This window comes from Lentzea sp. NPDC042327, from assembly GCF_040647275.1.
In the GTDB taxonomy this organism is placed as follows: Bacteria; Actinomycetota; Actinomycetes; order Mycobacteriales; family Pseudonocardiaceae; genus Lentzea.
In genome coordinates this window covers 213,605-239,264 of sequence record NZ_JBEZBX010000006.1, presented here as the reverse complement: position 1 = coordinate 239,264, position 25,660 = coordinate 213,605, and the positions used below count along the sequence as shown (strand labels likewise).

At 72.9% G+C, this 25,660-nt stretch carries 22 protein-coding genes; 13 read left to right on the top strand and 9 right to left on the bottom strand.

Going from position 1 to position 25,660, the window contains the following annotated elements; genetic code table 11:
• The first annotated feature begins 35 nt into the window (after positions 1 to 35).
• Together folE and AB0A63_RS17920 are read left to right on the top strand one after the other, a co-directional pair.
• Positions 36 to 581, top strand: coding sequence for a GTP cyclohydrolase I FolE (gene folE / locus AB0A63_RS17925; protein ID WP_360392090.1), 546 nt, complete (start codon positions 36 to 38; stop codon positions 579 to 581).
• Between the two features lie 10 nt (positions 582 to 591).
• Positions 592 to 1,134 (top strand): hypothetical protein, encoded by a 543-nt coding sequence (locus tag AB0A63_RS17920; protein ID WP_360392087.1) that lies wholly within the window; start codon positions 592 to 594, stop codon positions 1,132 to 1,134.
• A gap of 134 nt (positions 1,135 to 1,268) precedes the next feature.
• On the opposite strand, the gene AB0A63_RS17915 is transcribed toward AB0A63_RS17920, so the two are convergent.
• Complete coding sequence (locus AB0A63_RS17915; protein ID WP_360392085.1) at positions 1,269 to 1,772, bottom strand: EF-hand domain-containing protein; 504 nt, start codon at positions 1,770 to 1,772, stop codon at positions 1,269 to 1,271.
• Positions 1,773 to 1,853: 81 nt separating this feature from the next.
• Positions 1,854 to 4,358, bottom strand: coding sequence for an AAA family ATPase (locus AB0A63_RS17910; protein WP_360392672.1), 2,505 nt, complete (start codon positions 4,356 to 4,358; stop codon positions 1,854 to 1,856).
• Between the two features lie 321 nt (positions 4,359 to 4,679).
• Here AB0A63_RS17910 and AB0A63_RS17905 point away from each other — a divergent pair, with 321 nt between their 5' ends.
• A complete protein-coding gene (locus tag AB0A63_RS17905; RefSeq protein ID WP_360392082.1) occupies positions 4,680 to 7,301 on the top strand; it encodes a LuxR C-terminal-related transcriptional regulator in 2,622 nt (873 codons plus the stop codon).
• Here AB0A63_RS17905 and AB0A63_RS17900 read toward each other — a convergent pair.
• The 3 genes from AB0A63_RS17900 to AB0A63_RS17890 form a co-directional block, all read right to left on the bottom strand.
• Positions 7,255 to 7,710, bottom strand: coding sequence for a LapA family protein (locus tag AB0A63_RS17900; RefSeq protein ID WP_360392079.1), 456 nt, complete (start codon positions 7,708 to 7,710; stop codon positions 7,255 to 7,257). The two genes, AB0A63_RS17905 and AB0A63_RS17900, sit on opposite strands and share 47 nt — an antisense overlap.
• Positions 7,711 to 7,761: 51 nt before the next feature.
• The gene (locus AB0A63_RS17895; protein ID WP_360392077.1) at positions 7,762 to 8,112 is read right to left on the bottom strand and encodes a DUF742 domain-containing protein; all 351 of its coding nucleotides are present in this window, start codon (positions 8,110 to 8,112) and stop codon (positions 7,762 to 7,764) included.
• Positions 8,113 to 8,328: 216 nt separating this feature from the next.
• Entirely contained in the window at positions 8,329 to 9,252 is a 924-nt protein-coding gene (locus tag AB0A63_RS17890; RefSeq protein ID WP_360392074.1) for an anti-sigma factor RsbA family regulatory protein, read from the bottom strand.
• A gap of 101 nt (positions 9,253 to 9,353) precedes the next feature.
• Between AB0A63_RS17890 and AB0A63_RS17885 the strand changes: the two genes are divergently transcribed.
• A complete protein-coding gene (locus AB0A63_RS17885) occupies positions 9,354 to 10,175 on the top strand; it encodes a MerR family transcriptional regulator (RefSeq protein ID WP_360392071.1) in 822 nt (273 codons plus the stop codon).
• On the opposite strand, the gene AB0A63_RS17880 is transcribed toward AB0A63_RS17885, so the two are convergent.
• From AB0A63_RS17880 to AB0A63_RS17865, 4 genes are read right to left on the bottom strand one after another with little or no spacing between them, the layout of a single operon-like run.
• Positions 10,141 to 11,238, bottom strand: a complete 1,098-nt coding sequence (locus tag AB0A63_RS17880; protein ID WP_360392068.1) for an MFS transporter — start codon at positions 11,236 to 11,238, stop codon at positions 10,141 to 10,143. The genes AB0A63_RS17885 and AB0A63_RS17880 overlap by 35 nt on opposite strands.
• Before the next feature lie 4 nt (positions 11,239 to 11,242).
• Positions 11,243 to 13,003, bottom strand: a complete 1,761-nt coding sequence (locus AB0A63_RS17875) for an AfsR/SARP family transcriptional regulator (protein ID WP_360392066.1) — start codon at positions 13,001 to 13,003, stop codon at positions 11,243 to 11,245.
• Positions 12,975 to 14,357, bottom strand: coding sequence for an AMP-binding protein (locus tag AB0A63_RS17870; RefSeq protein WP_360392063.1), 1,383 nt, complete (start codon positions 14,355 to 14,357; stop codon positions 12,975 to 12,977). Before AB0A63_RS17870 ends, AB0A63_RS17875 begins: the two co-directional genes overlap by 29 nt.
• Positions 14,354 to 15,664 carry an MFS transporter gene (locus AB0A63_RS17865; protein ID WP_360392060.1) on the bottom strand — a complete coding sequence of 437 codons (1,311 nt, stop codon included), beginning with the start codon at positions 15,662 to 15,664 and terminating at the stop codon, positions 14,354 to 14,356. The genes AB0A63_RS17870 and AB0A63_RS17865 overlap by 4 nt, the downstream gene beginning before the upstream one ends.
• A gap of 239 nt (positions 15,665 to 15,903) precedes the next feature.
• Between AB0A63_RS17865 and AB0A63_RS17860 the strand changes: the two genes are divergently transcribed.
• From AB0A63_RS17860 to AB0A63_RS17820, 9 genes are read left to right on the top strand one after another with little or no spacing between them, the layout of a single operon-like run.
• A complete protein-coding gene (locus AB0A63_RS17860; RefSeq protein ID WP_360392057.1) occupies positions 15,904 to 16,125 on the top strand; it encodes a phosphopantetheine-binding protein in 222 nt (73 codons plus the stop codon).
• Between the two features lie 20 nt (positions 16,126 to 16,145).
• Positions 16,146 to 19,199, top strand: coding sequence for an amino acid adenylation domain-containing protein (locus AB0A63_RS17855; protein WP_360392055.1), 3,054 nt, complete (start codon positions 16,146 to 16,148; stop codon positions 19,197 to 19,199).
• Entirely contained in the window at positions 19,199 to 19,888 is a 690-nt protein-coding gene (locus AB0A63_RS17850) for an alpha/beta fold hydrolase (RefSeq protein ID WP_360392053.1), read from the top strand. The genes AB0A63_RS17855 and AB0A63_RS17850 overlap by 1 nt, the downstream gene beginning before the upstream one ends.
• Entirely contained in the window at positions 19,885 to 20,583 is a 699-nt protein-coding gene (locus AB0A63_RS17845) for an SDR family oxidoreductase (protein ID WP_360392051.1), read from the top strand. Before AB0A63_RS17850 ends, AB0A63_RS17845 begins: the two co-directional genes overlap by 4 nt.
• On the top strand, positions 20,571 to 21,725 hold the full coding sequence (locus tag AB0A63_RS17840) for a glutamate-5-semialdehyde dehydrogenase (RefSeq protein WP_360392049.1): 1,155 nt from the start codon (positions 20,571 to 20,573) through the stop codon (positions 21,723 to 21,725). The genes AB0A63_RS17845 and AB0A63_RS17840 overlap by 13 nt, the downstream gene beginning before the upstream one ends.
• A complete protein-coding gene (locus tag AB0A63_RS17835) occupies positions 21,718 to 21,987 on the top strand; it encodes an acyl carrier protein (RefSeq protein ID WP_360392046.1) in 270 nt (89 codons plus the stop codon). Before AB0A63_RS17840 ends, AB0A63_RS17835 begins: the two co-directional genes overlap by 8 nt.
• Positions 21,984 to 23,240, top strand: a complete 1,257-nt coding sequence (locus AB0A63_RS17830) for a TrpB-like pyridoxal phosphate-dependent enzyme (protein WP_360392043.1) — start codon at positions 21,984 to 21,986, stop codon at positions 23,238 to 23,240. Before AB0A63_RS17835 ends, AB0A63_RS17830 begins: the two co-directional genes overlap by 4 nt.
• Position 23,241: 1 nt before the next feature.
• Positions 23,242 to 24,225 carry an acyl carrier protein gene (locus AB0A63_RS17825; RefSeq protein WP_360392041.1) on the top strand — a complete coding sequence of 328 codons (984 nt, stop codon included), beginning with the start codon at positions 23,242 to 23,244 and terminating at the stop codon, positions 24,223 to 24,225.
• Positions 24,222 to 25,637: an AMP-binding protein gene (locus AB0A63_RS17820; protein ID WP_360392038.1), complete on the top strand. Its 1,416-nt coding sequence runs from the start codon at positions 24,222 to 24,224 to the stop codon at positions 25,635 to 25,637. Before AB0A63_RS17825 ends, AB0A63_RS17820 begins: the two co-directional genes overlap by 4 nt.
• Positions 25,638 to 25,660: the final 23 nt, after the last annotated feature.

Genomic DNA, 25,660 nt, shown 5'->3' with positions numbered 1-25,660 from the left:
TGACTAAATTCGGCCAGCCGAACTACCGTGGCGGCATGGACGTCGAGGGCGCGCAGAAGGCGGTCACGGACCTGCTCAAGGCGCTGGGCAAGGACCCGTACTCCGAACACCTGGCCGACACGCCGCGCCGGGTCGCCGAGGCGTACGAGGAGCTGCTGACGCCCCGGACGTTCAACCTGACCACGTTCCCCAACGACGAGGGCTACGACGAGCTGGTGCTGGCCCGCGGCATCCCGGTGCAGTCGTTGTGCGAGCACCACATGCTGCCGTTCCACGGCATCGCGCACGTCGGGTACCTGCCGGGGGAGCGCATCCTGGGGCTGTCGAAGCTCGCGCGGGTCGTGGAGATGTTCGCCCGCGACCTCCAGGTGCAGGAGCGGCTGACCAAGCAGGTCGCCGACTGGCTGCAGGAACACCTGCGGCCCAAGGGCGTCGGCGTGGTGATCGAGGCCGAGCACATGTGCATGGCGTTGCGCGGGGTGCGGGTCAGCGGGGCCCGCACGGTGACCTCGGCGTTGCAGGGCGCGTTGCGGCAGGACCCCGCGTCCCGGCAGGAGTTCTTCACGCTGGTGCACGCGTAACCTGCGGGACATGGGGAACATCCACGCCGGGGCCGCGCTGACACCGCCGTTCCGCGACTTCGTGCCCGCCTGGGTGGCGCGGCAGGACTGGTACGCGGGCGAGGGGCCGTTGCGGCCGGTCGGGTACTTCCGGTTCTCCGACCCCGCGGGCGAGGTCGGCGTGGAGACGCACCTGCTGCGGGCGGGTGAGTCGGTCTACCAGGTCCCGCTGACCTACCGGCCGGCGCCGCTCGACGGTGGCGCGCTCCTCACGACCGCCGAGCACAGCGTCCTGGGCCCGCGGTGGATCTACGACGCCGTCACCGACCCCGTCTGGCACGCCGCCGTGCTCGACCTCGTCACCACCGGCGGCACCTCGGAGCCGGGCAGCCGCAGCCTGGCCGCCGAGGCTCGCGGCGAGCTGCGGCGCGCGGTGGGGGGTCCGGTCGTGGTCGAGCTCGACCGCCTGGTGCTGCCGCGCCCCGCCGACGGTGACGTGGTCGGCGTGGTCACGGGCTCGTGGGAGGGCGGGTCCGGTCGCCTCGCCGTCGTGCGCCCGGCGCCCACCGGTTGAGGTCGCCCAGCACCCCCATCGCCGCGGGCACCAGCAGGCAGCGCACGACCGTCGCGTCCACCGCGACCGCCACCGCCGACCATGATCGCCCCGGCCCTCTCTGACTCCCCTGCCTGCCGGAGCAGCAGGGGGAGTCAGAGAGGGCCGAAGACGCGGGTGCCGGCGGCGGAGGGGTCGTCGCCGGACCAGAACTCCAGCCACAGCTGGGCGAACTCGTCGCGCGACAGCCTGCCGTCGCCGTCGGAGTCGAGGGCCGCGAAGTCGGTGGCACCGTCGTGACCGAGCCACGCGGAGATCATCGTCTGGAACTCCTCCGGCGACACGTAGTCGTCCCCGTTGGCGTCCACGGCACCGAACATCGCGTGCGCCGTGCCGGTGACCGCCTCCGGGCTCCGCGGCAGCACGTCCACGATGGACAGCACGTCGTCCATGCTCACCCGGTCGGTGCCCGCCGCCGACGTGAGGGTGGCCCACCAGCCCATCATCACCTCGGACAGCAGCTCCTCGTCGCCGCCGCGCAACGACACCCAGCGCGCGGTGAGCGCGCGGAAGTCGCTCTCGTCGAGGTATCCGTCGCTGTTGGCGTCCAACGCGTCGAACACCACGGACACCTTGCGTCTTTGCAGGTCGCTCGCCATGAGCAAGGACCATGGGCCGAACGGTCCAGCGTGAACCATCGGCCGAACGGGTCCGGACCACTCGCGTACGGGGGATGCCGCTCACCCCGCGTCGAGCGCCTCCGGCAGCTGCAACCGGCCGGGCACGCCGAGCTTGCGGTAGACGGCGGTGAGCACGCCCTCCACCGCGTCGGCGGACAGCAGCAGGGCACCCGCGATCTCCTCGTCACATCGGCCCCGCGCCGCCAGCACCGCCACCTGGTGCTCCACCGGTGTCAGCGCGGTCGGCCCGGTCTGCCGCAGCCGCCGCGGTCCCGCGCTCGTCGCGACCAGCTCGGAGTGCGCCCGCGCCGCCATCGCTGTGGACCCGCACTTCTGCGCCAGGTCCACCGCCTCGCGCAGGCACACGCGCGCCGCCGCCGTGTCGCCCTGCCGGCGCGCCACCACGCCGAGGTCCACCAGCGCGCGGCCCAGTTCGAGCCGGGCGGGGGAGCCGCGCAGCACCCGCACGGCGTCCTCCAGGTGCGCGCGTCCGGCGGCTCCCGCGGTGACCCGGCCCAGTGCGCGCAACGCCATGCCCAACGCCCTGGGCGCACCCCAGTCCCCGGCCAGCTCGACCTCCTCCAGCGCGAACTGCCGGGCCCGCTCGCCGTCGCCCAGCGCCGCGCACGCCACCGCCGCACCGGAACGCCACGCCAGCGCGGCCGGGTTGCGGTACGGCCACTGGGCGCAGTGCCGTGCGGCGGCCAGGAACGCCTCCAGCGCCTCGTGGTCCTCACCGCGCACGATCAACGCCCTGCCGCGCACGGTCAGCATCCCGCCGTAGGTCCACAGCCGCCGGAGCTCGTCCGTCGTCGTCTGCTCGATCAACGCCAGCGCCTCGTCCGGACGTCCTTCCTCCAGCAGGATGTCCGCGAGCAACGCCGCGTGCCACGCCGTCACCGCGTGCCAGCGCGGGTCCTGCCGCAGGTGGCCGGCGGCCGCGGTGAGGTCGGCGCGGGCGGACGTGAGATCTCCCTTGCGCCGCTGGACGTTCGCCCTCATCACCGACACCAGCGCGCGCAACGCCGGTGCCTCCGCGCGGTCCACGGCGTCGAGCACGTCCAGCGCCGGGTCGAGCCGGTCGGCCAGGTTCAGCACCATCGCGGACGTCAACGCCGGCATCGCGCCGTCGGTGGACAGCCGCCGCACGGCCTCGGCCGCGCTGATCGACCCGGCCATCACGTGGTGCAGCACCCCCGCCGGGGTGTCGAGCGGCACCGACGGCGGCACCGCCTCCCGCCACACCAGCCCGTGCACCACCAGGTGCGCGAAGGCGTCGGGGGAGCGCAGCACCTCCACCAGCTCCGCGGGTTTCCCGTCGGCGTGCAACGCGTAGGACAGCGCCACGGCGGACTCCACGTCGTCCACATCGGACTCGTGCGCCTCGCGCAGCCGTGCCGTCGCACCCGGCAGGTTCCCGACCAGCTCCGCCATCCCCAGCATCCGCAACGCCCGCGCGGGGTTCGCGACCGGCTCGCGCAACGCCCGCCACAGCAACCGGGCCGCACCGGGCTGGTCGCCACCGCCCACCGCCTCCCGCGCCGCCCGGTCCAGCACCCCGCCCGCCCACGGCGGCAGCCCCGGTGCCGTCTGGAGCAGGTGCGCCGCCACCTCGCGGTCCGCGGCACCGTGGGCCCGCAACGACTCCGCCGCCCGCAGGTGCAACGCCGACAGCGCCGCCGCCGGCACGTCCGCGAGCACCGCCGGACCGGTCGCGCCGAGCAGTTCGGCCGTGCGCACCGCCTCGGCCAGCTCGCCGGGACCCAGCCCGGTCAGCTCCGCCAGCACGCCGGGGTGCGGTGCCGGCCCGAGCACCGCCAGGCAGTGCGCCGCCGTCACGACCGCCGCCGGGCGCCGCCGCACCCGCGCCACCACGACCTCGCGGGCCACCTCCGCGGCCAGGTGATCAACCTGCCTGGCCGCCGCGGCCGAGGGCGGCACCCCGTCCCGCGCCAGCGCCCTCAGCAGCCGCACGGTCAGCAGCGGGTTCCCGCCGGTCGCGGTGCGGCAGGCGGCGGTGAACGCCGGATCGGCCGGGCCCAGTGCCGCGGTGACCAGCCCGGTGACCTCGTCCGGCGTCAGGTCCGCCAGCACCACCCGGCGGCACGTCGCCGCGATCTCCGCGAACGACGGGTCGTCCGCCCGTTCACCGGAACCGACCGCGAGAACCACCGCCACCGGCAGCTGCCGCACCCGCAGGGACAGGTACGCGAGCCACCGCAACGACTCCGCGTCCGCCCACTGCGCGTCGTCCACGAGAACCAGCAAACTGGACGAACCGGCTAACTCAACCGCGAGCCGGTAAAGCGCTCGCAGCACCGCGAAGCCGGCACCGGAGGCCGTCGACCGGAGGGCCGGGACTGCCTCCGAAGGCACCACCGCCGGATCCACCAAATCGAACAACTGGGCCACCAAGCCGAATGGTAAATCGATTTCCAGAGCACTTCCGCGGGCCCGCACGACGCGCCCGCCGGAGCCTTCCCAGCGCGCGGCGACGTCGTCCAGCACCGCCGTCTTGCCCGTACCCGGAGCGCCTTCCACGACCGTCGTCGTGCCCGGCGCCACCCGGTCGCTGATTCCGGCGCACCACGCTTTCGGCGGGTTTTCCACGATCTCTCGCAATCCGGGGGTGAAACGATCAGCAGAAATGATGCTAGGAGAAAGCGCGCCACTTGCCCAGGTAAAGGTAGCCGCGCCGGGAGGCGTCTCAGCACGGTGGCGGCACGTATGATCCGCCAGGCAGCTACTCGAATGGGTAGCGGCGGCCGGAAGAGTGCGTGACCGCTCATCCCCGCGGGCCGGTTCGGAACGATCAGGGCTGGTCGCGGCCGGGGTCGCTGTGGTAGGGCAGCGTTTCTCCGCAGCCGCGGGGTGAAAGGAAATCGGGTGTCGGGGAATCGGGACGGGCTGTTCCGCGGCCGCGAAGGAGAACGGGCGCTGCTCGACGGCGTGCTGGCCGAGGGCACCGGTGTGGCCCTCGTCGACGGCGCGGCGGGCACCGGCAAGACCCGGCTGCTGACCGAGACCGCCCGCACCGCCGAACGCCGCGGCTTCACCGTCGTGACCGCGCGCGACGAGCTGGACCAGCCGTTCCTGCTGGCCCGCCTGGCCGAACGCGACCCCGGCGGTCCCACGCTGGTCGTGCTCGACGACCTGCACCTCGCCGAGCCCGGCACCCTCGCCGCACTGCGCGCGCTGCTGCCGAACTCCGTGCAGCAGCAGGTGGTCTGGCTGCTCGCCCGGCGCTGCGGTGAGGGCGCCGACCGCCTGTTCGCCGCCCTCGCCCGCACCGCCGCGCACGTCGAGCTGCGGCCGTTGCCCGACGACGTCGCCGCCCAGTTCGTCGCCGATCTCGCCGGCGGCGTTCCCGACCACGACCTGTGCGCGCTCGCCGCCACCGCCCAGGGCAACCCCGCCGCCCTGATCCGCCTCGTCACCGCACTGCGCGACGACGACCAGCTCGTGGTCACAGAGGAACGGGCCGCGCTGCGCACCGACGGGTCGCCGCGCCGCACGGAAGCGTTGCTGCGCGAGCGCATCACGGCCCTGAGCGGCGGAGCGCGGCACCTGCTGCAGGTCGCGTCGGTGTTCGGGCCGCGGTTCGAACCCGGTGACGTCGCCGAGCTGCTCGCCTCCAGCACCGCGGTCCTGGTGCCCGCGCTGGACGAGGTGATCGGCGCCGGCCTCGTCACCGCGGCCGAGGACCGGCTCGCGTTCCGCCACGAGCTGGTCTGGCGGCTCGTCGCGGACTCCGTGCCCGCACCCGTCCGGCGCGCGCTGCACCGCGAGGCGGGGGAGATGCTGCTGGGGCGCGGGGACGCCGCGGCCACGGCCGCCCGGCACCTGCTGCACGGCGCCCGGCGCGGTGACGTGCGGTCGATCGACGGTCTGGTCACGGCGGCGAAAGCCGTGCTGTGGCAGGCACCTGACGCCTCGGCCGAGCTCGCCGTGCGGGCGCTGGAGCTCACCGACCAGACCTCGCCGTCGCTGCCGAACCGCACGGTGACCGCCGTGCGGGCCCTGGTCGCCGCGGGCCGGCTGACGGCGGCCCACGCGCTCGCCGAGGACTCGGTCGCGGGCCAGGTGCCCTCGCCCAGCGCGGCGAAGCTGCGGCACTGCGTGGCGGTCACGACGTTGCTCGGCGCGCGGTGCGCCGAATCCGTGGAGCTCGCCGACGTGCTGCTCACCGAGACCGACCTGCCCGCGGAGCTCGTGCCCTGGGTGGAGATCACCCGGCTGATGGCGTTGCTCGGGCACGACCGGCACCGCGCCCAGGAGGTGGCGGACGCGGTCGTGCGCTCCCGCCGGGGTGCGCCGGACGACGTGCTCGCCACGGCCCTCGCCGTGCTCGCGGCGCTCGCGCGTGACAGCGGACGTCCTGGCACCGCACTGGAACTGGCCCGTGCGGGCGCGCGGGCGGTGTCCTCCCACGACCTGTGCGCCTACCCGCAGCTGCTGCTCGCGACCCTGCACGCCGGGCTGCGCGAGTTCGGCGAGGCCGAAGGCCTGCTCCGCCGGGTCCGCGGCGGGCCGTCCTCCGTCGTCACGAGGGAGCTGCTGACCGCCGTCGTGCACGCGCGCGTCCTGTTGCAGGCAGGGCGGATCGAGGAGGCCGCCTCCGAGGCCCACACCGCGCTTGCCGCCGCCGAGGACACCGGGCACACCGTCCTGCTGGCGCCCGCGCTGGTGGTGCTCGCGCTGGTCGCCCTGCACACCGGCGACCTGCCCGCGGCGGTCGAGCACGTCGAGCGGTACCGCGGCACCGGCCAGGTCGACGGGATCGTCTTCTCCCACGGCTTCTACCAGTGGGCCGACGTGCTCGTCACCTACGTGCACCGCGGCCTCGAACCGGCGCTGGGGCTGCTGCACGGCCGGTACCCGGACCTGGTCGAGTCGGGGCTCTTCGCCGAGGAACCCCGCGCCGCCGGGTGGTTCGTGCGCCGGGCCGCCGAGGCGGGCGACGACGGGCTCGCCAAGGCCGTGGTCGACCGGGTGGAACGGCTCGCGGAGGAGAACCCCGGCTTCCGCGCGGTGGCCGCGACCGCCCTGCACGTCCGAGGCCTGCTCGACGGCGACACCGCGCTGCTGCGGCTGGCCTCCGAACAGCACCGCGACCCGTGGGCGCGCGCCAACGCGGCCGAGGACCTCGGCGCGGTGCTGGCCGCGACACCCGACCGTGCCGCGTCGGTGAAGGCGCTGGAGACCGCGCTCGGCCTCTACCGCGAGATCGGCGCCTCCCGCGACGGCGCCAGGGTGCTGGGGCGGCTGCGCAAACTCGGCCGACGCCGCCGTGCGGCACCGGTGCGGCCCTCGTCCGGATGGTCCAGCTTGGACGACACCGAACGGGCGATCGCGAACCTGGTGGCGAAGGGCAGGACGAACCGGCAGATCTCGACGCAGCTGTTCATGTCACCGCACACGGTGAACTTCCACCTGCGCAAGATCTTCCGGAAGCTGGGGATCAGCTCTCGCGTCGAGCTGGTGCTGAGGTCCCGGGACGAGGACTAGGGACGACCTGGGCGCGCTTGGCCTGGCGGCGCAGCTGCATGATCCGGGCCGCGCCCACGACCGCGACGAGCAGCCCGCCGCCGATCGCGGCGAACAGCAGCGCGACGCCCAGCGGCAGCGTGCTCTGGCCCCCCAGGAAGTAGATGGTCGTGTTGCCGCCGTTCTGCAGGATGAACACCAGCAGGAAGATCAGCACGACGAGCGCGACCAGCACGGCCACCCAGGTGCCGCTGATCCTGGTCGGCCGCGGCTTCCTCTTCTGGGCGACGGTCCCGGTCGTGTCCCCCGGCGTGGTCGCGGGCGGGGTCGTGATCGGGGTCGTCGGCGCGGCAGACGGCGCAGTCGACGCGGAGGTCGGCTGCGGGGTCGGCTGCAGGGTCGGGTCGGTCTCGCCGCTGGGGGTCGCCACAGCACCATTATCGGCGCCCCGGCACGATTCCGCGCGCCGGCCGGAGGTGGGTCAGAGGCGCCGCAGACCCGACAGAACCCGTTCGAGCAGCGCCATGTTCGGCTTGTCGCCGGGTTCGTGCACGGCGACGAGGTCCAGCGTGATCAGGTCGCTCAGCAGCACCCGCGTGACACCGAGCGGGATCTTCATGAGCGCGGAGATCTCCGCGACCGACCGCGGTTGCAGGCACAGTCTCATCATCTGGGACTGTTCGGCGCTGGCCCGGTACAGGCGTTCCTCGTCGGTCGAGAGCAGCGTCTCCAACCGGAGGTCGTGGCGGGCCGCGGTGCGGCCACCGGTGCGGGCGTACGGGCGGACCAGCGCGCTGTCCCGCGCCGACACCTGCTGTTCTTCTTCCTGCATCAGCCACTCCGGAGGCGGTTCCGGCGGTCGCCGGCGCGTCGGGTGCTGACGGGGTAGCTGCTGCGTCTCCAGACCGCTCGCGTCATCTCTTCCATCGGCGCGCAGGCGTGCGCGAGTCGCCGGAGACCCGAAACGTGCCCCGGTGTAACCGATTTCCGTCGCTTCCTCGTCGTGCACGTGCCCAAGCTATAACGAGATCGGCCAAATGTATGTCGATCACGTTGCCTTTTTGTGCCCCAGGTCGAATCTGACCTGGATTGCGGTGCCCGACGACGTCGTTTGGGTGCGCACGAGGTCGGCCAAACGGTTCACCAGCAACAGACCGCGACCGCCTGGATCGTTTGCGTGAACGGGTGTGCGTCCGGCCAGAACATCGGTGATGTGACCGTTGTCGTTGACTTGGCAAACAATGCTCTCGCTTTCGGTCCAGACCCGGACGGTGCTCTCGCCGCCGCCGTGCCGGACGCTGTTGGTCGCGAGCTCCGTGACCGCGAGTGCGAAGTCGTGGACGCGGTCGGGCGCGAGACCGAGCTTCGTGGCCTGCTCGCGCGCGAACGCCCGCACCGCCGCCATCGCCCCGGCGCCGACGCTCGTGCCGGCGGCGTCCTCCGGGATGGGCAGCGGCATCGTGTGCGCTGCGACGACGACCCGTGCGGGGTGGAAGTGGTCACTGGGGCGGTGACCGCCGGCGTCGATCACGACCGGGTGGGTCTTCTCGGCGTCGGCGAGGACGTCGTGGCTGAGCCCGGTGGTGTCGTACGGGCACAGGATGCTCAGGTCGCGGTCGCTGAACGCGTAGTTGACCAGCGCCTCGTGCAGCGCGCACGCCGGGTACTCGACGTCGCTGCGGCCCTCCCACACCGGTTCGGCGATGATCCGCAGCGGCCCGCGGTGCCGGTCGGCGAACGCGCGGAGCTCCGGGATGATCCGGCCGGGGTTGCGGCCGGCGTCCGCCATGTCGAGGAAGGTGACGAGGTGCGCGAACCCGCTGAGCGCCTCCCTGAGCAGCGCGAGGTGGCGGTCCGGCACGGCGACGACCACCGGTTCGGCGTTCGCGAGCCCCTCCACGACGAACGGGACGATGCCGTCGATGTAGGACTCCTCGTCGGAGTAGAACAACGCCGGATGTGCGAACGTCATGTGCCACCTCTCGTCAACACCCCGGGGTGCGCACCCGGCGCGCTGTTCAAACCATCATTTCTTGACCCTGACACCGTGTCAGCCCCTACACAGGAGCAGTCGTGTTCACCATCGGAGACTTCGCCCGGCTGGGGAGGGTGTCGGTGCGGATGCTGCGCCATTACGACGCGGTGGGGCTGCTCCCGCCGGCTCACGTCGACCCCGGCTCCGGCTACCGCTTCTACACCGTCGCCCAGCTGCACCGCCTCAACCGCCTGGTCGCGCTGAAGGACCTCGGCCTGACCCTGGAACAGGTCCGCGTCGTGCTCGACGACCAGCTGTCCGTCGAGCAGCTGCACGGGATGCTGTCCCTGCGGCGGGCCGAGCTGCGCCAGCGGATCGTCGCGGACGAGTCGCGGCTGCGGCGGGTCGAGGCACGTCTCCGCGCCATCGAGAGAGAGGGCGCCATGCCCACCGACGACGTCGTCGTGAAACCCGTCCCGTCCGCGCGAGTGGCCAGGCTGAGCGCCACCGCCGCCTCCTACGGGCCCGAGGACATCGGCCCGGTCATCCAGCCGCTGTACCCGGAGCTGCTGTCACGGGTGGAACGCGCCGGGGTGCGGATCACCGGCTACGGGATCGCGACCTACGAGCCTGCCGAGGGGGACTCCGTGCTGGTGCGGGCCGGTGTCACCGTGTCGGTCGAGCCGTCGGACGCCTACGACTTCGAGGTCGTGGACCTGCCGGCGCTGCCGCAGGCGGCGACCGTCGTGCACCGCGGACCGATGGACGACGTCGACGTCACCTACCAGACCGTGGCGACGTGGATCGAGGCCAACGGCTATCGGCAGCTCGGGTTCGCCCGCGAGGTGTACCTCGACTACGGCGCGGGCGACCCGGCGGGCTGGGTCACCGAGCTGCAGCTGGAGATCTCCAAGCCGTGACGGTGATCACGGCGGCCAGCGCGAGCAGGCCCACCGGCAGCGAGGCGACCGCGGCGAGCCCGCCCACCAGGAGCGGGCCGCCCGCGTCGCCGAGCTCGCGGCCCACCTCGGCGCTGCCCATCGTCTGGCCGAGGCGTTCCTCCGGAGTGGACCTGGCCAGCGCCGCGAACGCCAGCGGTGTCACGACGCCCGTGCCCGCGCCGATCAGGACGGCGGCCGTGAACGCTCCCGGCAAGCCCGGAACCAGTGCGGCCGCGACGAAACCGAGTGCGACGGCCAGCAACGCGGGGCGCGGGCTCGTGATGCGGCCCGCGTCGTACGCCCGGCCGGCGCGGGGCTGCACGACGGCCGCCGTGAGCGCCAGCACCGAGACCGCGGCACCGGTGACGGCCGGGCCGTGGGCCGCCGCGGCGACCGGGAGGAAGCCGACGCCGGTGGCCAGCGCGGCGGTGGCGGCGGCGAGTGCCGCGGTGGGGCGCAGGAAGTCGCGGCGGGACAGGCGCCGCACCAGGTCGAGCACGGTCTGCCCGGTGCGCGGCAACGGTTCCAGCCGCGGGACGGTGAGCGACCACAGCGCGACGGCCACCGCCAGCCCGGCCATCGTCAGGAACAGCACGTCGAAGCCGCCGAAGTGGATCAGCACGCCGCCGAGCAGCGGGCCGGCGGTGTAGCCGATGCCCTTCCACGCGCCGTAGCGGCCGAACGCCCGGCCGCGCGCGGTGTCCGGGGTCAGCCTGGCCACCAGCGCACTGGCGGCGGGGGAGAACGCGGCGGCGGCCACGCCCTGGCCGAAGCGGGCCACGGCGATGCTGTCGACGAGCACGAACGACGCGGAGGCGAGGGCGAACGCCAGCAGACCGCCGAGCAGGACCGGGCGCGGGCCGACGCGGTCGGCCAGCGAGCCGAAGACGGGTTTCAGCACCACCTCGGCGCCGTCGTAGAGCGCGAGCAGCAGACCCAGGGTGAGCAGGTCCGGCTCCAGGAAACCCAGTCCGGACGCGACGCCGTGGGCGCCGAACGCCGTCACGAAACCGGCCGCGCACAACGGCCACACGCTCTTCACGTGCCTAAGTCTGCTGGCCGCCGAGGAGGTGCGCCACGGCCCGGTGCAGCCGGTCGGAGCGGTCGTGCAGGCCGAGTGACCGCAACGTCGCCAGCTCGCCGCGGTACCAGGCCCGCCGGTCCGCGGTGGACCGCCGCTGGTCGACCAGTGCCACGTAGTGCTCGACGACCCGGGAGATCGCCGCCGACGCGTCTCCCTCCTGCCGTTCCCGGGCGAACAGCCGGACCAGGTCCGGCACCCGGTAGCGGTCGATCGTCACGCTCTCCAGGAGCCCGGCGTCGATCAGCCGCTCGGCGATGAGCGACGCCTCGGTCTCCGACCGCCCGATCAGCGCGCCGATCGTGTCAGCCGCGACCACCGGCAGGTCCAGCGCGCCCAGCAGCCGCAGCGCCGAGCGCTCAGCCGTGGCCAGGCCGTCCCACGCGCCCGCCAGCCGGTCGCGCACGCTGGTGTCCTGCCACGACAGCAGGTCCAGCCGCCGCCGGGGGTCGGCGAGCCGCGCGGCGAAGTCGGCCAGCGACCAGTCCGGCCGGGTCGCGAGGCGGTCACCGGCCAGCCGCAGCGCGAGCGGCAGCCGTTCGCACAGCCGGGCGATCTCGGCGGCGGGTCCCTCGCGGTCGCCGACGTGCGCCCGCAGCAGCTCCGCCGCCGCCGCGCCGGACAACCGTCCCAAGTGGACGTGAGCGCGGCCGGGCACACCGCGCACCGGCCCCCGCGACGTCACCAGCACCCCCACACCGGCCGGGACCACGCCCACGTCCGGCACGTCGTCGAGCACCGCCAGCACGCCCGGCGGCAACGAGTGCAGCGCCTCCGCGGCCGAGAAGTGCAGCACCCCCACCGGGAAGTGAGCGGCGACGGAGAACGCGGCGTGCGCGGCCAGCGCCGTCTTGCCCACGCCGACCGGGCCGTGCACCGCGCACACCTGTCCCGCGGCCAGCAACCCGGCCACCGCGGCGATCTCGCGCGACCGCCCGATGAGCAGCCCGCGCGGCGGCGGGGTGCGTGGCCGGGCCCGCACGGGTGCGGGGCCCAGCAGCGACGGGTCCTCCTGGAGGATGCGCTGCTGCAGGTCCCGCAACGGTTTCGACGGTTCGATGCCCAGCTCGTTCACGAGCAGCCGGCGCAGGTCGCGGTAGGTGCCGAGCGCGTCGGCCTGGTGCCCGCACTTGTAGAGCACGAGCATCAGGTGGGCGTGCAGCCGTTCCCGCAGCGGGAACTGCGACACGAGCAGCTTCAGCTCCGGCAGCAGCGCCTCGTGCCGGTCGAGCTTGATCTCGGCGCCGATCCGCGCCTCGACCACCGACAGCTGCGACTCCTCCAGTCGGGCCCGCTCGGCCAGCACCGACGGCGTCAGCGGCACGTCCGCGTACGGCACGTCGCGGAACACCGCCAGCGCGCGGGTGAACGCCGACACCGCCTCCTCCAGGTCGGAGGCCGCACGTCCCTGTGCCACCAGGGTTTCGTAGTAGTGCACGTCCATCGCGCCGGACGGCACGGCCAGCTGGTAGCCGGGTGCGCGGGTCAGCAGCACGCCGTCGTCGCGCAGCGCGTGCCGCAGCCGCCACACGTACCCGGCCAGCAGCCCGGAGGCGGACGCGGGCGGGCCGTCCGGCCACAGGTCGGAGATCAGCCGCTCGGCCGGCACCACCTGGTTGGCGTTGAGCAGCAACGACGCCAGCAGTGCGCGTTGCTTCGCCGACCCGATGGCGCGCCACGACGAGCCGTCGAAGACCTCAACCGCGCCGAGGATCCGGAACCGCACCCGTCACCTCCCCGAGGTCGGCGGCGAGCCTGCGGCGGTCGATCTTCCCGTTGCCGTTCAACGGGAAGCCGGAGACCGGGGAGAAGGTGCGCGGCACCATGTAGGCGGGCAGCTCGGTGGCGACCAGGGTCTCCAGCTCGGCGGGGGAGGCGGTGCCGGTGTAGACGGCGTGCAGCTCGCCGACTGCCAGCACCACCACGTCCTGCACCAGCGGGTGGCGCCGCAGCACCGACTCGACCTCCCCGAGCTCGACCCGGTAGCCGTGCACCTTCACCTGGTCGTCGAGCCGGCCGTGGTGCACCAGCACGCCGTTCTCCCACCGCACCCGGTCGCCGGTGCGGTAGCGGCCGCCGAGGAACCGGCCGACGTTCTGCTCGGGGTCGAGGTAGCCGGAGAAGCACTGCGAACCACCGACGCAGAGCTCCTCGTCCTCGGTGACCTCGTAGGACAGGTGTGGGTAGACCTCGCCGATCGGCACGGTCCCGTTGGAGGTCACCGGCCACACCTCGGGCAGCCGGTAGCCGGTGCAGGTGACGGTCAGCTCGGTCGGGCCGTAGAGGTTCTCGATCGTCGAGGCGGGTGCCGCGGTGGCCCACACCCGTGCCGCGTCGAGCGTCAGCTGCTCGCCCGCGAAGAGGCTCCAGCGCAGCGACGGCATGGCGTTCGGCCGGAGCTGGCGCAGCCGCCGGGCCAGCGAGATCACCGACGGCACCGAGAACCAGTGCGTGATCTCGTTGTCGTTCACGAACCGCACCGGCGCCATCTTGTCGTCCGGCCGCGCGACGACGACGGACGCGCCCGCCGACCACGCGACGAACATGTCGAAGACGGACGGGTCGAAGGTCAGCTCGAAGGTCTGCGACAGCCGCGAGTCCGGCGTGACGCCGTACCGGGCCACGTTGAAGTCCAGGTACTCCAGCACGTTCCGGTGCCGGATCGGCACGCCCTTGGGAGAGCCCGTCGAGCCGGACGTGAACAACGTGTAGGCCACGTCGTCCGCGTCGCCGTAGTACGGCTCCTCCCAGGGCTTCCCGGTGCCCACCTCCGACACGACGTGGGTCACCGAGGCGGCGGAGCAGATGGCCGCCACCCGTGCGGCGGGCCAGTCCGGGCTGATCGGCACGACACCGGCACCGAGCCGCAGTGCCGCGAGGTAGCCGACGTAGGCGTCGACGGTCCGGGTGGCCGTGACCCCGACCGCCGCGGGCACACCGCCCGCGTCCCGCACGACCTGCGCCGCCGTGCGCAGCACCAGGTCGTGCAGGCCGGCGTAGGTCCACGACGAACCGGCGACCAGCGCCACCGCGTCGGGGTGGTGCTGGGCCGTCGTGGCGAAGCGCTGCCAGAGGGTCACGCCTTCGCCTCCTCCGGCTTGTCCTTCTTGTCCACGCCGTCCGCCTCGTCCTCGTCCTCGTCCGGCTGGTCCACCGCGGCCACGGCCTCCGGCGTGACGACCAGGAAGAACGGGACGACGATCGCGAGGCACAGCGCGGCGAAGATGCCGAACGCCCAGCGGTAGCCGGCGAACTGCGCGATCACACCGGACAGGAACGCCGCGATCGGCGAGGCACCCCAGGCGATCATGCGCGCGGCGGCGCTGTAGCGGCCCATCATCTCGGCGGGCACGAACGTCTGCGTGATCACGCGCGAGTTCGCCGTCCACATGACACCACCGGCACCCGCGACGAACGCCGCCGCGCCGATCACGTACGCGCTGCCCGGCTCGGCCGGGAGGAACGCGGGCGCGGCCACGAGCGCGAACGAGCCGATGATGTCGACGAACATCGACCAGCGCCGGCCCAGCAGCTTGTTGATCCACCCGACCAGCAGCGACCCGACCACACCACCGGCGCCGAGCCAGGTGAGCAGCAGACCGTACTGCTCGGCGGACAACCCGAGCGGCCCGCCGACCGCGTACACCGGGATCAGCGCGAGCCAGGCACCCCAGCAGGCCGCCATCACGGTGATCATCATCGACATCGTGCGCAGCAACCTGTTGCCGAACAGGAAACCCAGGCCGTCCTTGATCTCCGCGTTCACCGACTTGCGCTCGGTCGTCGGCTCCACCTTGAACTTGCCGACCAGCGAGATCAGCAGCAGGGCGCCGAGGGCGTAGACGATCCCGGAGACGCCGAACGCCACCGCGAAGCCCGCCGCCGTCAGGAAACCGCCGATCGGCGTGCCCAGGAAGCCGTTCGCGAGGTACTCCAGGCCGGTGATCCGCTCACTGACCTTCTGCCAGCGCTTCTTGGGGATGGCGTTGGGCAGGATCGCCGCGCCGGACACGCCCGCGAGCACGTCGGCGAGACCGAGCACCAGCGCGACCAGGTAGATCAACGGCAGGTTGACCATCTGGAAGAAGTACGCGAGCAGGATCGCCGCGACCGACAGCGTGCGGGCGATCTCCGCGGCCATCATGAGCGTGCGGCGGTCCATGCGGTCGACGAAGACGCCGATGTGCAACGAGGTCAGCAGCCACGGCAACGTCATCAGCGAGGCCACCGCGGTCACCACGATCGGCGAGGTCGTGATGCCGACGGTGAGCAGCGGCAGGGCGACCCTCGTCACCGCGTCGGCGATGTTCGTGGTGCCGGTGAAGGCCACCAGCAACCATTCGTTGCGGCGCGCCGTGGCAGGACGCAGCTCGTCGGGTGAATTCACGGCAGTTCCCCGTCCGTAGGGCCATTTGGTTTGCGAATGGGCAGCTCGGAAAACGTGATGCCGGGGCTTGTGAACCGGTGTTTCCGCAGGTGGTGACCGGTCCAGCGAGCGCGCACGAGCTACCTCTCCATTCCAGGGTGACTCACTATTACCCGACGTCGAAGGCCTGTCCAGCCCGTACAGCGACATTCCATCCGGCGAACATCGAGAAAACATCGGCGACGCTGAAGCTTGCGCTCATGTCCGACCTGGATTCGGTGATTGCCCGGTACGCGTCGACCGACTTCGACGACTCGACCCCGCTGCTGGAGGCGGGCCTCGAGTCGCTCGCGCTGCTGCGGCTCGCGGTCGAGGTCGCGACGGACGACGACGCGGAGATCGACGCCGCACGGCTCGTCGACCTCCGCACGGTGGGGGACCTGAAGGGCTGGTTGCGCGACTTGGAGGGAGCGGCGCAGTGACAACTCCTTATGGGCTGCCCATGACGGAGTCCCAGAAGGGACTGCTGGTCGTCGACGCGGGCGCGCCGGCGGACTCCGTGCTGTACAACCAGCTCGTCCGCCTGGACGTCGACCCGGCGCTGAGCGACGAGGCGGTGTCGCGGGCGCTGCTGACGCTGGTGACGATCCAGCCGGCGATGCGCGAGGTGTTCGCCGCGCTGCCGCAGATGCACGCCTCCCTCACGCCGCCGCCGGTGGTGGTGCCGATGGAGCGGGTGACCGTGCAGCCGTGGGAGTTCGAGCAGGCGGTCGCGGAGGTCGCGGAACGGATCGGGCGCCCGACGTTCGACCTCGCGCGCGGCCCCGCCTACCGGTTCGCGCTCGTCCGCGCGTCCGACGGCAGCGCGGCCGCGATCCTGCTGGCGGACCACCACATCATCCTCGACGGCATCTCGCTCGGGCCGTTCGTGCGCGACCTGGAGGCCGCGCTGGCCCAGCCGCTGTCGCGGGAGGAGCTCGCGGCCAAGCGGGAGGCGCGGGAGACCGCGTTCCGCAAGGAGCTCGAGGCGCAGACCCGCAGCGCGAGCCCGGAACGCGTGGCGGAGCGGGCGCAGGAGTGGGCGGCGCAGCTGCGCGAGGTGCCGCCGCTGGTGCTCTCGCCGCGGCCGGGCCGCCCGTCCTACACCTCGTTCACCGGCGCGCGGATCAGCTGGACCATGTCCGAGGCGGAGGGCAGGGCGCTCACCGACCTGTGCCGCCGACTCGACGTGACGCCGTTCGTGGTGTTCAGCGGCATGTACGGGCTGGTGCTCGCGCGGCACGGCAACGTCGGCAGCGTCCTGGTCGGCAGCCCGTTCATGGCCCGGCGCACGATCGGCGCGTTCGACCTGTGCGGGTTCTTCGTCAACACCCTGCCGGTCACCGTCGAGGCCGAGTGGTCGCGCACGGTCGACGAGCACCTCGGCAAGGTGGTCAAGGGCGCGGTCGACCACTGCCGGTCCAATGTGGACATCACGTTCAACCAGCTGGTCGCGCACGCCCGCCCGGAGCGTTCCAGCAACCGCAACCCGCTGTTCTCCGCGATGCTCGCCATGCAGGACACGTTCTCCGAGTCGCGGGGCTCGGTGCTGCGGGTGCACGAGCTGGGCAACGGCAACGCGAAGTTCGACCTGTGGCTGGGCGCCACCCCGGTCGACGGGCGCTGGCAGTTCGAGCTGGAGTACGACCGCGAGCTGATCTCGCCGGCCACCGCCGACGGTCTGCTCACGTCGCTGCGCTCGGCGATGCGGCGGGCGCTCGCGGACTCGTCGGTCGCGCTGGCCGACCTGTTCACCGACTGGCCGGTGCCGCGCACCGACGGTTGGCACCGCCCGATCCCGGACGGCTCGTTCGCGTCGATCATCGAGGACGTCGCCGCCGACCGGCCGGACGCCGTCGCGATCGAGACGCCGGACCGCGCGTTCTCCTACCGCGAGCTGGTCGCCGCGGCCCGCCGGGTCGCGAACGGCCTGGCCGCCAGGGGGATCGGCCCCGGTGACGTGGTCGGCCTCGTCAACCAGGACCTCGCCGACACCACGATCGCCATCCTCGCGATCCTGCGCCGCGGCGCCGCCTACCTGCCGCTCGACCCGACGCTGCCCGACGAACGGCTCGCGTACATGATCGAGAAGGCGGGCTGCGCGTTCGTCCTCGGCCGTGACGCCGAGGTGTCCACACTGGACGGACCGGACGCCGGGCTCGTCGCGAGCACCGAGCACCCGGTGTACGTCATGTACACCTCCGGCTCGACCGGCAAGCCCAAGGGCGTCGAGATGGGCCACGGCCCGCTCGCGAACCTGACCTCGTGGCAGCTCGCCGCGCTGCACATGGACGCCGACACCCGGTTCCTGCAGTACGCGCCGCTCGGGTTCGACGTGTCGTTCCAGGAGATCGTCCCGACCCTGGTCGCGGGCGGCACCATCGTCTCCCGCGAGCCCGCCGACCGCCGGATGTTCCCGGCGGTGCTGAGCCGGATCGCCTCGACCGAGGTCACGCACGTGTACCTGCCGGTCGCGGCGCTGCGGCCGCTGGTGCAGCTGGCGAACGCCCGCGGCGTCGTCCTGCCGCACCTGCGCTACCTGTGCGTCTCCGGCGAGCAGCTGATGGTCGACGACGAGGTGCGGACGTTCTTCGAACGCCACCAGCACTGCGTCCTCGTGAACCTGTACGGACCCACGGAGACGCACGCCGTGACCTCGCACCGGCTGTCGTACCGCAGCCACGAGTGGGCCGCGCACGTGCCGATCGGCCTGCCGTACCCCGGTGTCGAGGCCTACGTCGTGGACTCGACCGGGCACCTCGCACCGCCCGGGGTGGTCGGCGAGCTGTACCTGGGCGGGCTGTGCCCGGCCACCGGGTACGTCAACGACCCGGAGATCACGGCCCAGCGGTTCGTGCCGGACCGGTTCGCCGGCGGCGGCACCATGTACAGCACCGGTGACCTGGTCGTGCGCGATGACGACGACGTGCTCACGTTCCTCGGCCGCGCCGACGACCAGGTCAAGATCCGCGGCTACCGGATCGAGCTGGGCGAGATCGAGACCGTCGCGAACCGGTGCCCCTCGGTGCACCAGGCCGTCGCGGTCGTGCGCGGCGACGGCGTGGACCGCGAGCTGGTGCTGTTCGTCGTGCCCTCCGGGCAGCTGGACGCCGACGCGATCAAGGCGGAGATGTCGCGGTCGCTGCCGTCGTACATGGTGCCGGTGTGGGTGTTCGAGCTGGACACCGTGCCGACGACGCCGACCGGCAAGACCGACAGGGACGCGCTGGTGGCCCGCAGCGACGAGCTGCTCGTGGCACCGGAGGAGCCGGAGACCGTCGAGTACGAGGACGAGCTGGAGCGCGAGCTGGCCGGGATCTGGTCGGGGGTGCTGAACGTCGAGCCGATCGTGCGCGACCGGCCGGTGCTGGAGTACGGCGCCCACTCGCTCACGATCTTCACCGTCCTCGCCGAGGTGCAGGAGCGCTACGGCGTCCCCGTGCCGATGATCGACTTCTTCGGCTCGCCGACCGTCGCGACGCTGGCCGGCCTGGTCCGCGCCGGGAAGGCGGGCTGATGCTCGGCCGGCTGATCACCCTCGTGCGCCGCGGCGACCGGCCGTCCGCGGTGCTGCTGCCCGGCGCCGGCGGCGGGCTCAACCCGTACCTGCGCCTGGCCACCCACCTCGGCGAGACCCACAACGTGCACGCCGTCCGCGCGGCCGGCCTCGTCCCCGGCGAGGAACCCGAGCACACGATCGCGGAGATGGCCGAGTCGGCGGACAAGGCGCTCGCCGAGGCCGGGGTGGACCCCGCCCTGGTGTTCGGCTGGTCGCTCGGCGGCACGGTCGGCTGGGAGCTGTGCCAGCGGCTCGCGGGCGCACCGGACCTCGTGGTGGTCGACAGCTCACCGCTGCCCCGCGTGTCCACCGCGGAGGACGACGCGGAGCTGCGCGAGTTCATCGTCGGCATGCTCGGCCCGCGACCGGACCCGGACACGGCCGACCGCGTGCGGGCCACGTTCGACACGCAGGTCGCCGCCCTCGCGGAGTACCACGGCACCGGCACCCACGCGGGTCGCGTGCTGGTGCTGATGTGCCGGGACGACGACTTCCGCGACCGGGAGGCGGCGGCGGCGCGCTGGCGCGAGCTGGCACCCCACCTGGTCGGCGGCACGCTCGCCGCCTCGCACTACTCCGTCTTCGACCCGGCACACCTGCCGGAGCTCACGGCACGACTCGACGCTTTCCTGGGGGTGCGGGCATGAGGCTCGCTGTGGTGAGCGGGGGAACCCGCGGGATCGGGCTGGCGCTGAGCCGGCGCCTGACCAAGCTCGGCTTCGAGGTCGTCGCGCTGTACCGCTCGGACGCCGCGGCCGCCGCGGCCGCCGAGGCGTCGGGACTGCGGACCTACCAGGTGGACGTGGCCGACCCGGACGCGGTCGCCGTCGTCGCCGACAAGATCGGGCCGATCTCGGTGCTGGTGAACAACGCCGGGGTCAACATCGACCGGCCGTTCCTGGAGATGTCCGTGCAGGACTGGAAGACCGTCGTCGACACCAACCTGTCCGGTGCCTTCTACCTGACGCGGGCGTTCGTCCCGATGATGGACGACGGCACCGTGATCAACGTCGGTGCCACGACCGGCATGCGGGCGCGGGCCAACGGCGCGAACTACTGCGCTGCCAAGGCCGGCCTGCTGCACCTGACCAAGTGCCTGGCGCTGGAGCTCGCGCCGAAGATCAGGGTGAACTGCCTGATCCCCGGCATGACCGAGACCGACGAGCTGGTCACCCGGTTCCGGCTGGACGACCCGGTCGCGCGGGCCCAGGTGATCTCCGAGATCCCCGTCGGCCGGATGGGCACCGTCGAGGACGTCGCCGACGGGCTGGAGTTCCTCGTCAACGGCACCTACGTGACCGGGCAGAAGCTGATCGTGGATGGTGGCCAGTGGATGTGGTGACGCGTGCGGCGCAGGCCAGAGCGGCCGCCCCGCCCCCCGGCGACGACCGGTACGCCGAGTACTGCTCGGAGCTCGCCGCCGGCCTGACGAAGGACTGGACGCGGGTGCTCGCCGCGAACGCGCAGGACGTCGAGAGCTCGGGGCTGTCCGGGGAGCTGCTGGACCGGCTCACGCTGGCGCAGCGCCACCTCGACGTGCTGGTGCGGCTCACCGAGGACGTGCGCGCCGAGCTGCCGCGCGTGACCGGCCGGGTCGGCAACCGGATCGCCAAACCGCTCGGCGTGGTCCTGATGATCTACGAGGCGCGGCCGACGGTCACGATCGAGGGCGCGCTGCTGCCCGTCGCGGTCGGCAACGCCGTGATCCTGCGCGGTGGCAAGGAGATGGCGCTCACCAACGCCGAGCTGGGCCGGATCGCGGCCGAGGCGGCGGCACGGGCCGGGCTGCCGGAGGGCGTCGTCCAGGTCGTCACCGACCACGACCGGCGCGTGGTGCGGGAGCTGCTGAAGCGGCACGACGCCATCGACGTGCTGATCCCGCGCGGCAGCCCCTCGCTGATCGACTACTGCCTGTCCGCGTCGACGATCCCGGTGATCGCCTCCGGCGGTGGCGTGAACCACCTCTACGTGGACGCCAGTGCGGACGTCGACCTGGCGGTGTCGATCGCGCTGGACAGCAAGCTGCCGGAGCCGACGGCGTGCAACACCCTCGAAATGGTGCTGGCGCACGAGGACATCGCGCCCGCGTTGATCGAGGCGTTCGAGGCGGCGCGCGACGGCTGGGCGTTGAAGCTGGAGCTGGACCCGCACGACCACGGCCGCGAGTTCCTGGACCGCACGATCGCGCTGCACCGGGTGTCCTCCGTGGACGACGCGGTCGCGCACATCCGCCGGTACGGGTCCGCGCACACGGAGGGCATCGTCGCCTCCGACCGCGAGGTGGTGACGCGGTTCCTGAACACCGTGGACGCGGCGGCGCTGGTGGTGAACGGGTCGCTGCGGCTGCACGACGGCCCGACCATGGCGCTCGGACCGGAGCTGTCGATCAGCACCGGCCGGCTGCACGTGCGCGGACCGGTGGGCCTGTCGGCGTTGCTGACCCACAGCTGGGTGATCGAGGGGGAGGGGGCGCTCCGTGGCTGAGATCAGGGCGGCTGAGATCGGGCACGTCGTGAAGAAGCTGGTCATCCGCGAGTCGCGGCTGGCGCTCGACCCCGCGGAGCTGGCCGACGACGAGCCGTTGAACGGGTCGCTGCTGCGGATCAACTCGCTGGGGTTCCTCGGCATGCTGGTCAAGCTGGAGGACGAGCTGGACGTGACGCTGCCGGACGACCTGTTCGCCGGCCGCAAGTTCACGACGGTGGCGGACATCGTGGACGTCGTCAGCGCGGCGGTGGCGGAATGATCACGCACTGGCGGAGCGTTCTGCCGCACCTGGGCCACGACCTGCCGCCGGACCTGACGCCGGAGACCTCGTCCGGCGCCGTCACGGCGGGCCTGCCGCTGGAGCTGGTGCGCCAGTCGGTGTCGGCCAAGGAGTACTGGGAGATCCCGGAACCGGTGCTGGAGCGCTACCGGACCTACCGGCCGTCGCCGCTGTGGCGGGCCCGGCGGTTCGAGGAGGAGGTCGGCGCCCGCGCGCCGATCTACGTGAAGTACGAGGGCGGCAACATCTCGGGCAGCCACAAGCTGAACACCGCGCTGGCGCAGGCCCACTACTACCACCGCGCGGGGTTCCGCGAGCTGGTCACCGGCACGGGTGCCGGGCAGTGGGGGACGGCGCTGGCGGCGGCGTGCGCGGCGTTCGGGATGACCTGCACGGTGTTCATGGTCGGCGGGTCGTTGCGGGACAAGCCCTACCGGGGCAGCCTGATGCGACTCTTCGGCGCCGAGGTGCACGCCTCGCCGAGCACGCTGACGTCGGTGGGCCAGTCGGGGCAGCAGGCGAACAGCCTGTCGCTCGCGATCGGGGAGGCGGTCGAGTACGCGGCGGCCGACCCCAAGCGGGCGTTCTGCATCGGCTCCGGCGAGACCTACTCGATCCTGCACCAGACCGTGATCGGGCTGGAGGCGGTCGAGCAGCTGGACGACGAGGTCGGCGTGGTGGTCGGCTCGGTGGGAGCGGGCTCGAACTTCGGCGGCATCGCGCTGCCGTTCTTCGCCCGCGGCACCGGTGAACGGCTGCTCGCGGTCGAGTCGTCGGCCACGCCGAAGCTGACCCGCGGGGTCTACGCCTACGACCACACCGACGCCACCGGCACCGGGCCGGTCGAGGCGATGTACACGATCGGCTCCTCCTACTCGATCCCGCCGTCGCACTCGGCGGGGCTGCGGTTCCACGGCGCGGCCAAGGTGATCTCGGCGATGCGGCACCACGGTCAGGTGGACGCGGTCGCGGTGGGGCAGCGGACGGCGCTGGAGGCGGCACGGGCGTTCGCGATGACCGAGCTGGTGCTGCCGGCACCGGAGTCCGGGCACGCGCTCGCCGCGGCGATCACCGCCGCCGCGCAGCCGGGCAAGGGCGTGCTGGTGTGCGTCAGCGGGCACGGCCTGCTCGACCTCTCGGCCTACGACCGGCTGCTCGCCGGCCTGCCGGAGGACGCACCGGCCGACGAAGAGGCGCTGCGCGAAGCCGTGGCCGGACTGAGGAGGATCTGACGTGCCGAGCGACTTCAGCGGCCTGCGCGCCGAGCTGATGGACTGCCTCCAGGTCAACCTGGCGATCCTCGCCGACCTCCGGCACGGTCCCGGCAGCCACGTGGCGCTGGGTGCCGAGCTGACCGGTGAGTCCACACTGGACCGCCGGCTCGACGAGGCCTCCCGCCTGCTCGGGTTGCAGGTGGTGAAGCGCCACGACGACGCGGTGCTGCGCGACCGGGCCACCGACGAGCTGCAGTACGCGGTGGCCGACGCGTTCGACCTGAGCTGGGTGCCGTACGCCGGCCACCAGCACATGGAGCACAGCTTCCTGTTCCGCGACGACGGCGACGCCTGCGAGGTCGTGGACGGGTACCACAACGGCACGCAGTGGGGAAACGCCCGGCCGGGCGTGTGGCGGGTGTCGTGGGACGAGCTGCCCAGGGCCACCGTGGTCGAGCTCGCGTTCGGCGAACTGCCCGCACCGCGGGCGATCTCCCCGTTCGTGAGCACGGTCGACGTCGAGGCCACGTGCGCCGACGTCGAGCAGATGGTGCTCGACATCTGGCTGCTGGCGCGCTCCCGCGGGCTGCACGCCGTGTGGCTCGACTCGGCGGCGTTCGAGGAGCACGTCCGCGAGTGGAACGTCCTGGCGGCGCACAGCTACGTGGCGATGCGGCGGGTGCTGCGCGGCGGTGCGCTGGTGCCGAGCGTGGCGGCCGAGCTCACCCGGTTGCTGGCGCGCGACGAGGAGCTGACGCGCGTGCGGTCCGTCGTGGCGGCCGAGCTGAGCGACGTGCTCGGCAACCGGGTGCACAGCGGCCGGACACCGTTGCGCGAGTTCCCCGGGTTCAGCTCGTTCCGGCTCGTGGACGTGATCGAACGGGTCGAGGCGCGGCTCGGCGTCGAGGTGGCCGCCGAGGCGCTCACGCCGGAGAGCCTGCGCGACCTGGACTCCCTGTGCGTGCTGTTCACCGGGTCGGCTGCTGCGGGGAGCGCGAGATGACGTTGCTGCACGAGTTCCTCGACCGCGCGGCCCGGTCCCGGCCGGACTCGCTAGCCGTCGGTCACGGCGACGCGACGCTCACCTACCGCGAGCTGAGCCGGGCCAGCCGCCGGATCGCGACCTGGCTGCACCGCCAGGGTGTCCGGCGCGGTGACCGGGTGGTCGTCGTCGTCCCGGTCGACCTGCTGGTGCCCGCCCTGCTCTACGGGTGCGCGCGGGCGGGCGCGGTGTTCAGCGTGCTCAACCCGCAGTCGCCCGAGGTGGCGATCGCCCACGTGGTCGCCGACTGCGAACCGGTGCTCGTGCTGCGCGACCTCGACGAGGTCCGCAGGGCGGTGGAGGGCGGGGACGAGGAGCCCGTGCCCGGCCCGATCGCGGTCGACCCGGTGTGCCTGGTCTACACCTCGGGCAGCACCGGCATGCCGAAGGCCGTCGTGTCCACGCACGCGCAGGTCGTGTTCGCCGCGCAGGCCATCCAGTCGCAGCTGGAGTACCTGCCGAACGACACCGTGTTCTGCGCGTTGCCGCTGGCCTTCGACTACGGGCTCTACCAGGTGTTCCTGAGCACGCTGGCGGGCGCGCGGCTGCAGCTGGGCAGCGCGGCGGACGCCGGCCCGCAGCTGGTGCGGCACCTGCGGGCGTGCGGTGCGACCGTGCTGCCCGCGGTGCCGGCGATGGCGGCCGGGCTCGCGCGGATGCTCGCGCGGCCGGGGACGCAGCCGCCGGCGTTGCGGCTGCTGACGAACACCGGTGCGGCCATGCAGCCCGAGGTGATCGCCGAGCTGCGCCACCTGGTCCTCGGCCTGCAGGTGCAGCTGATGTTCGGGCTCACCGAGTGCAAACGCGCCGCGATCATGCCGAAGGACGAGGACCTGCGCCGGCCGGGAGCGTGCGGGAAGGCGTTGCCGGGCACCGAGATCCTGGTCGTCGACCCGGACGGCACACCGGTGCCGGTCGGGGAGGTCGGCGAGATCGTGGTGCGCGGGCCGAACGTCATGAGCGGCTACTGGCGGCGTCCCGAGCTGACCGCCCAGCGGTTCCCGCGCGACGAGGGCCTGTTCCCCAAGCTGCGCACCGGCGACTACGGGCGCATGGACGCGGACGGCTACCTGTACTTCGTGGGCCGGCGTGACGACATCTACAAGGAGCACGGCTCGCGGGTCAGCGTCACCGAGGTCGAGGCCGCGGCCCACCGCGTCCCCGGCGTCGAGGCGGCGGCGGTGCTGCCCCCGGCCAGCGGGCAGCACGGGGCGACGTTGTTCGCCGTCACCGCACTCACCTCCGAGCAGGTGCTGGCGTTGCTGCGCGAGCAGATCGAGGACGCGAAGGCGCCGCGGGCGTGCGTGGTCGTGACCGAGATCCCGCTGACCCCCAACGGGAAGGTCGACCGGAAGAGGCTCCAGCATGCGTGACCAGGTTCTCCCGTCTCCCTTCC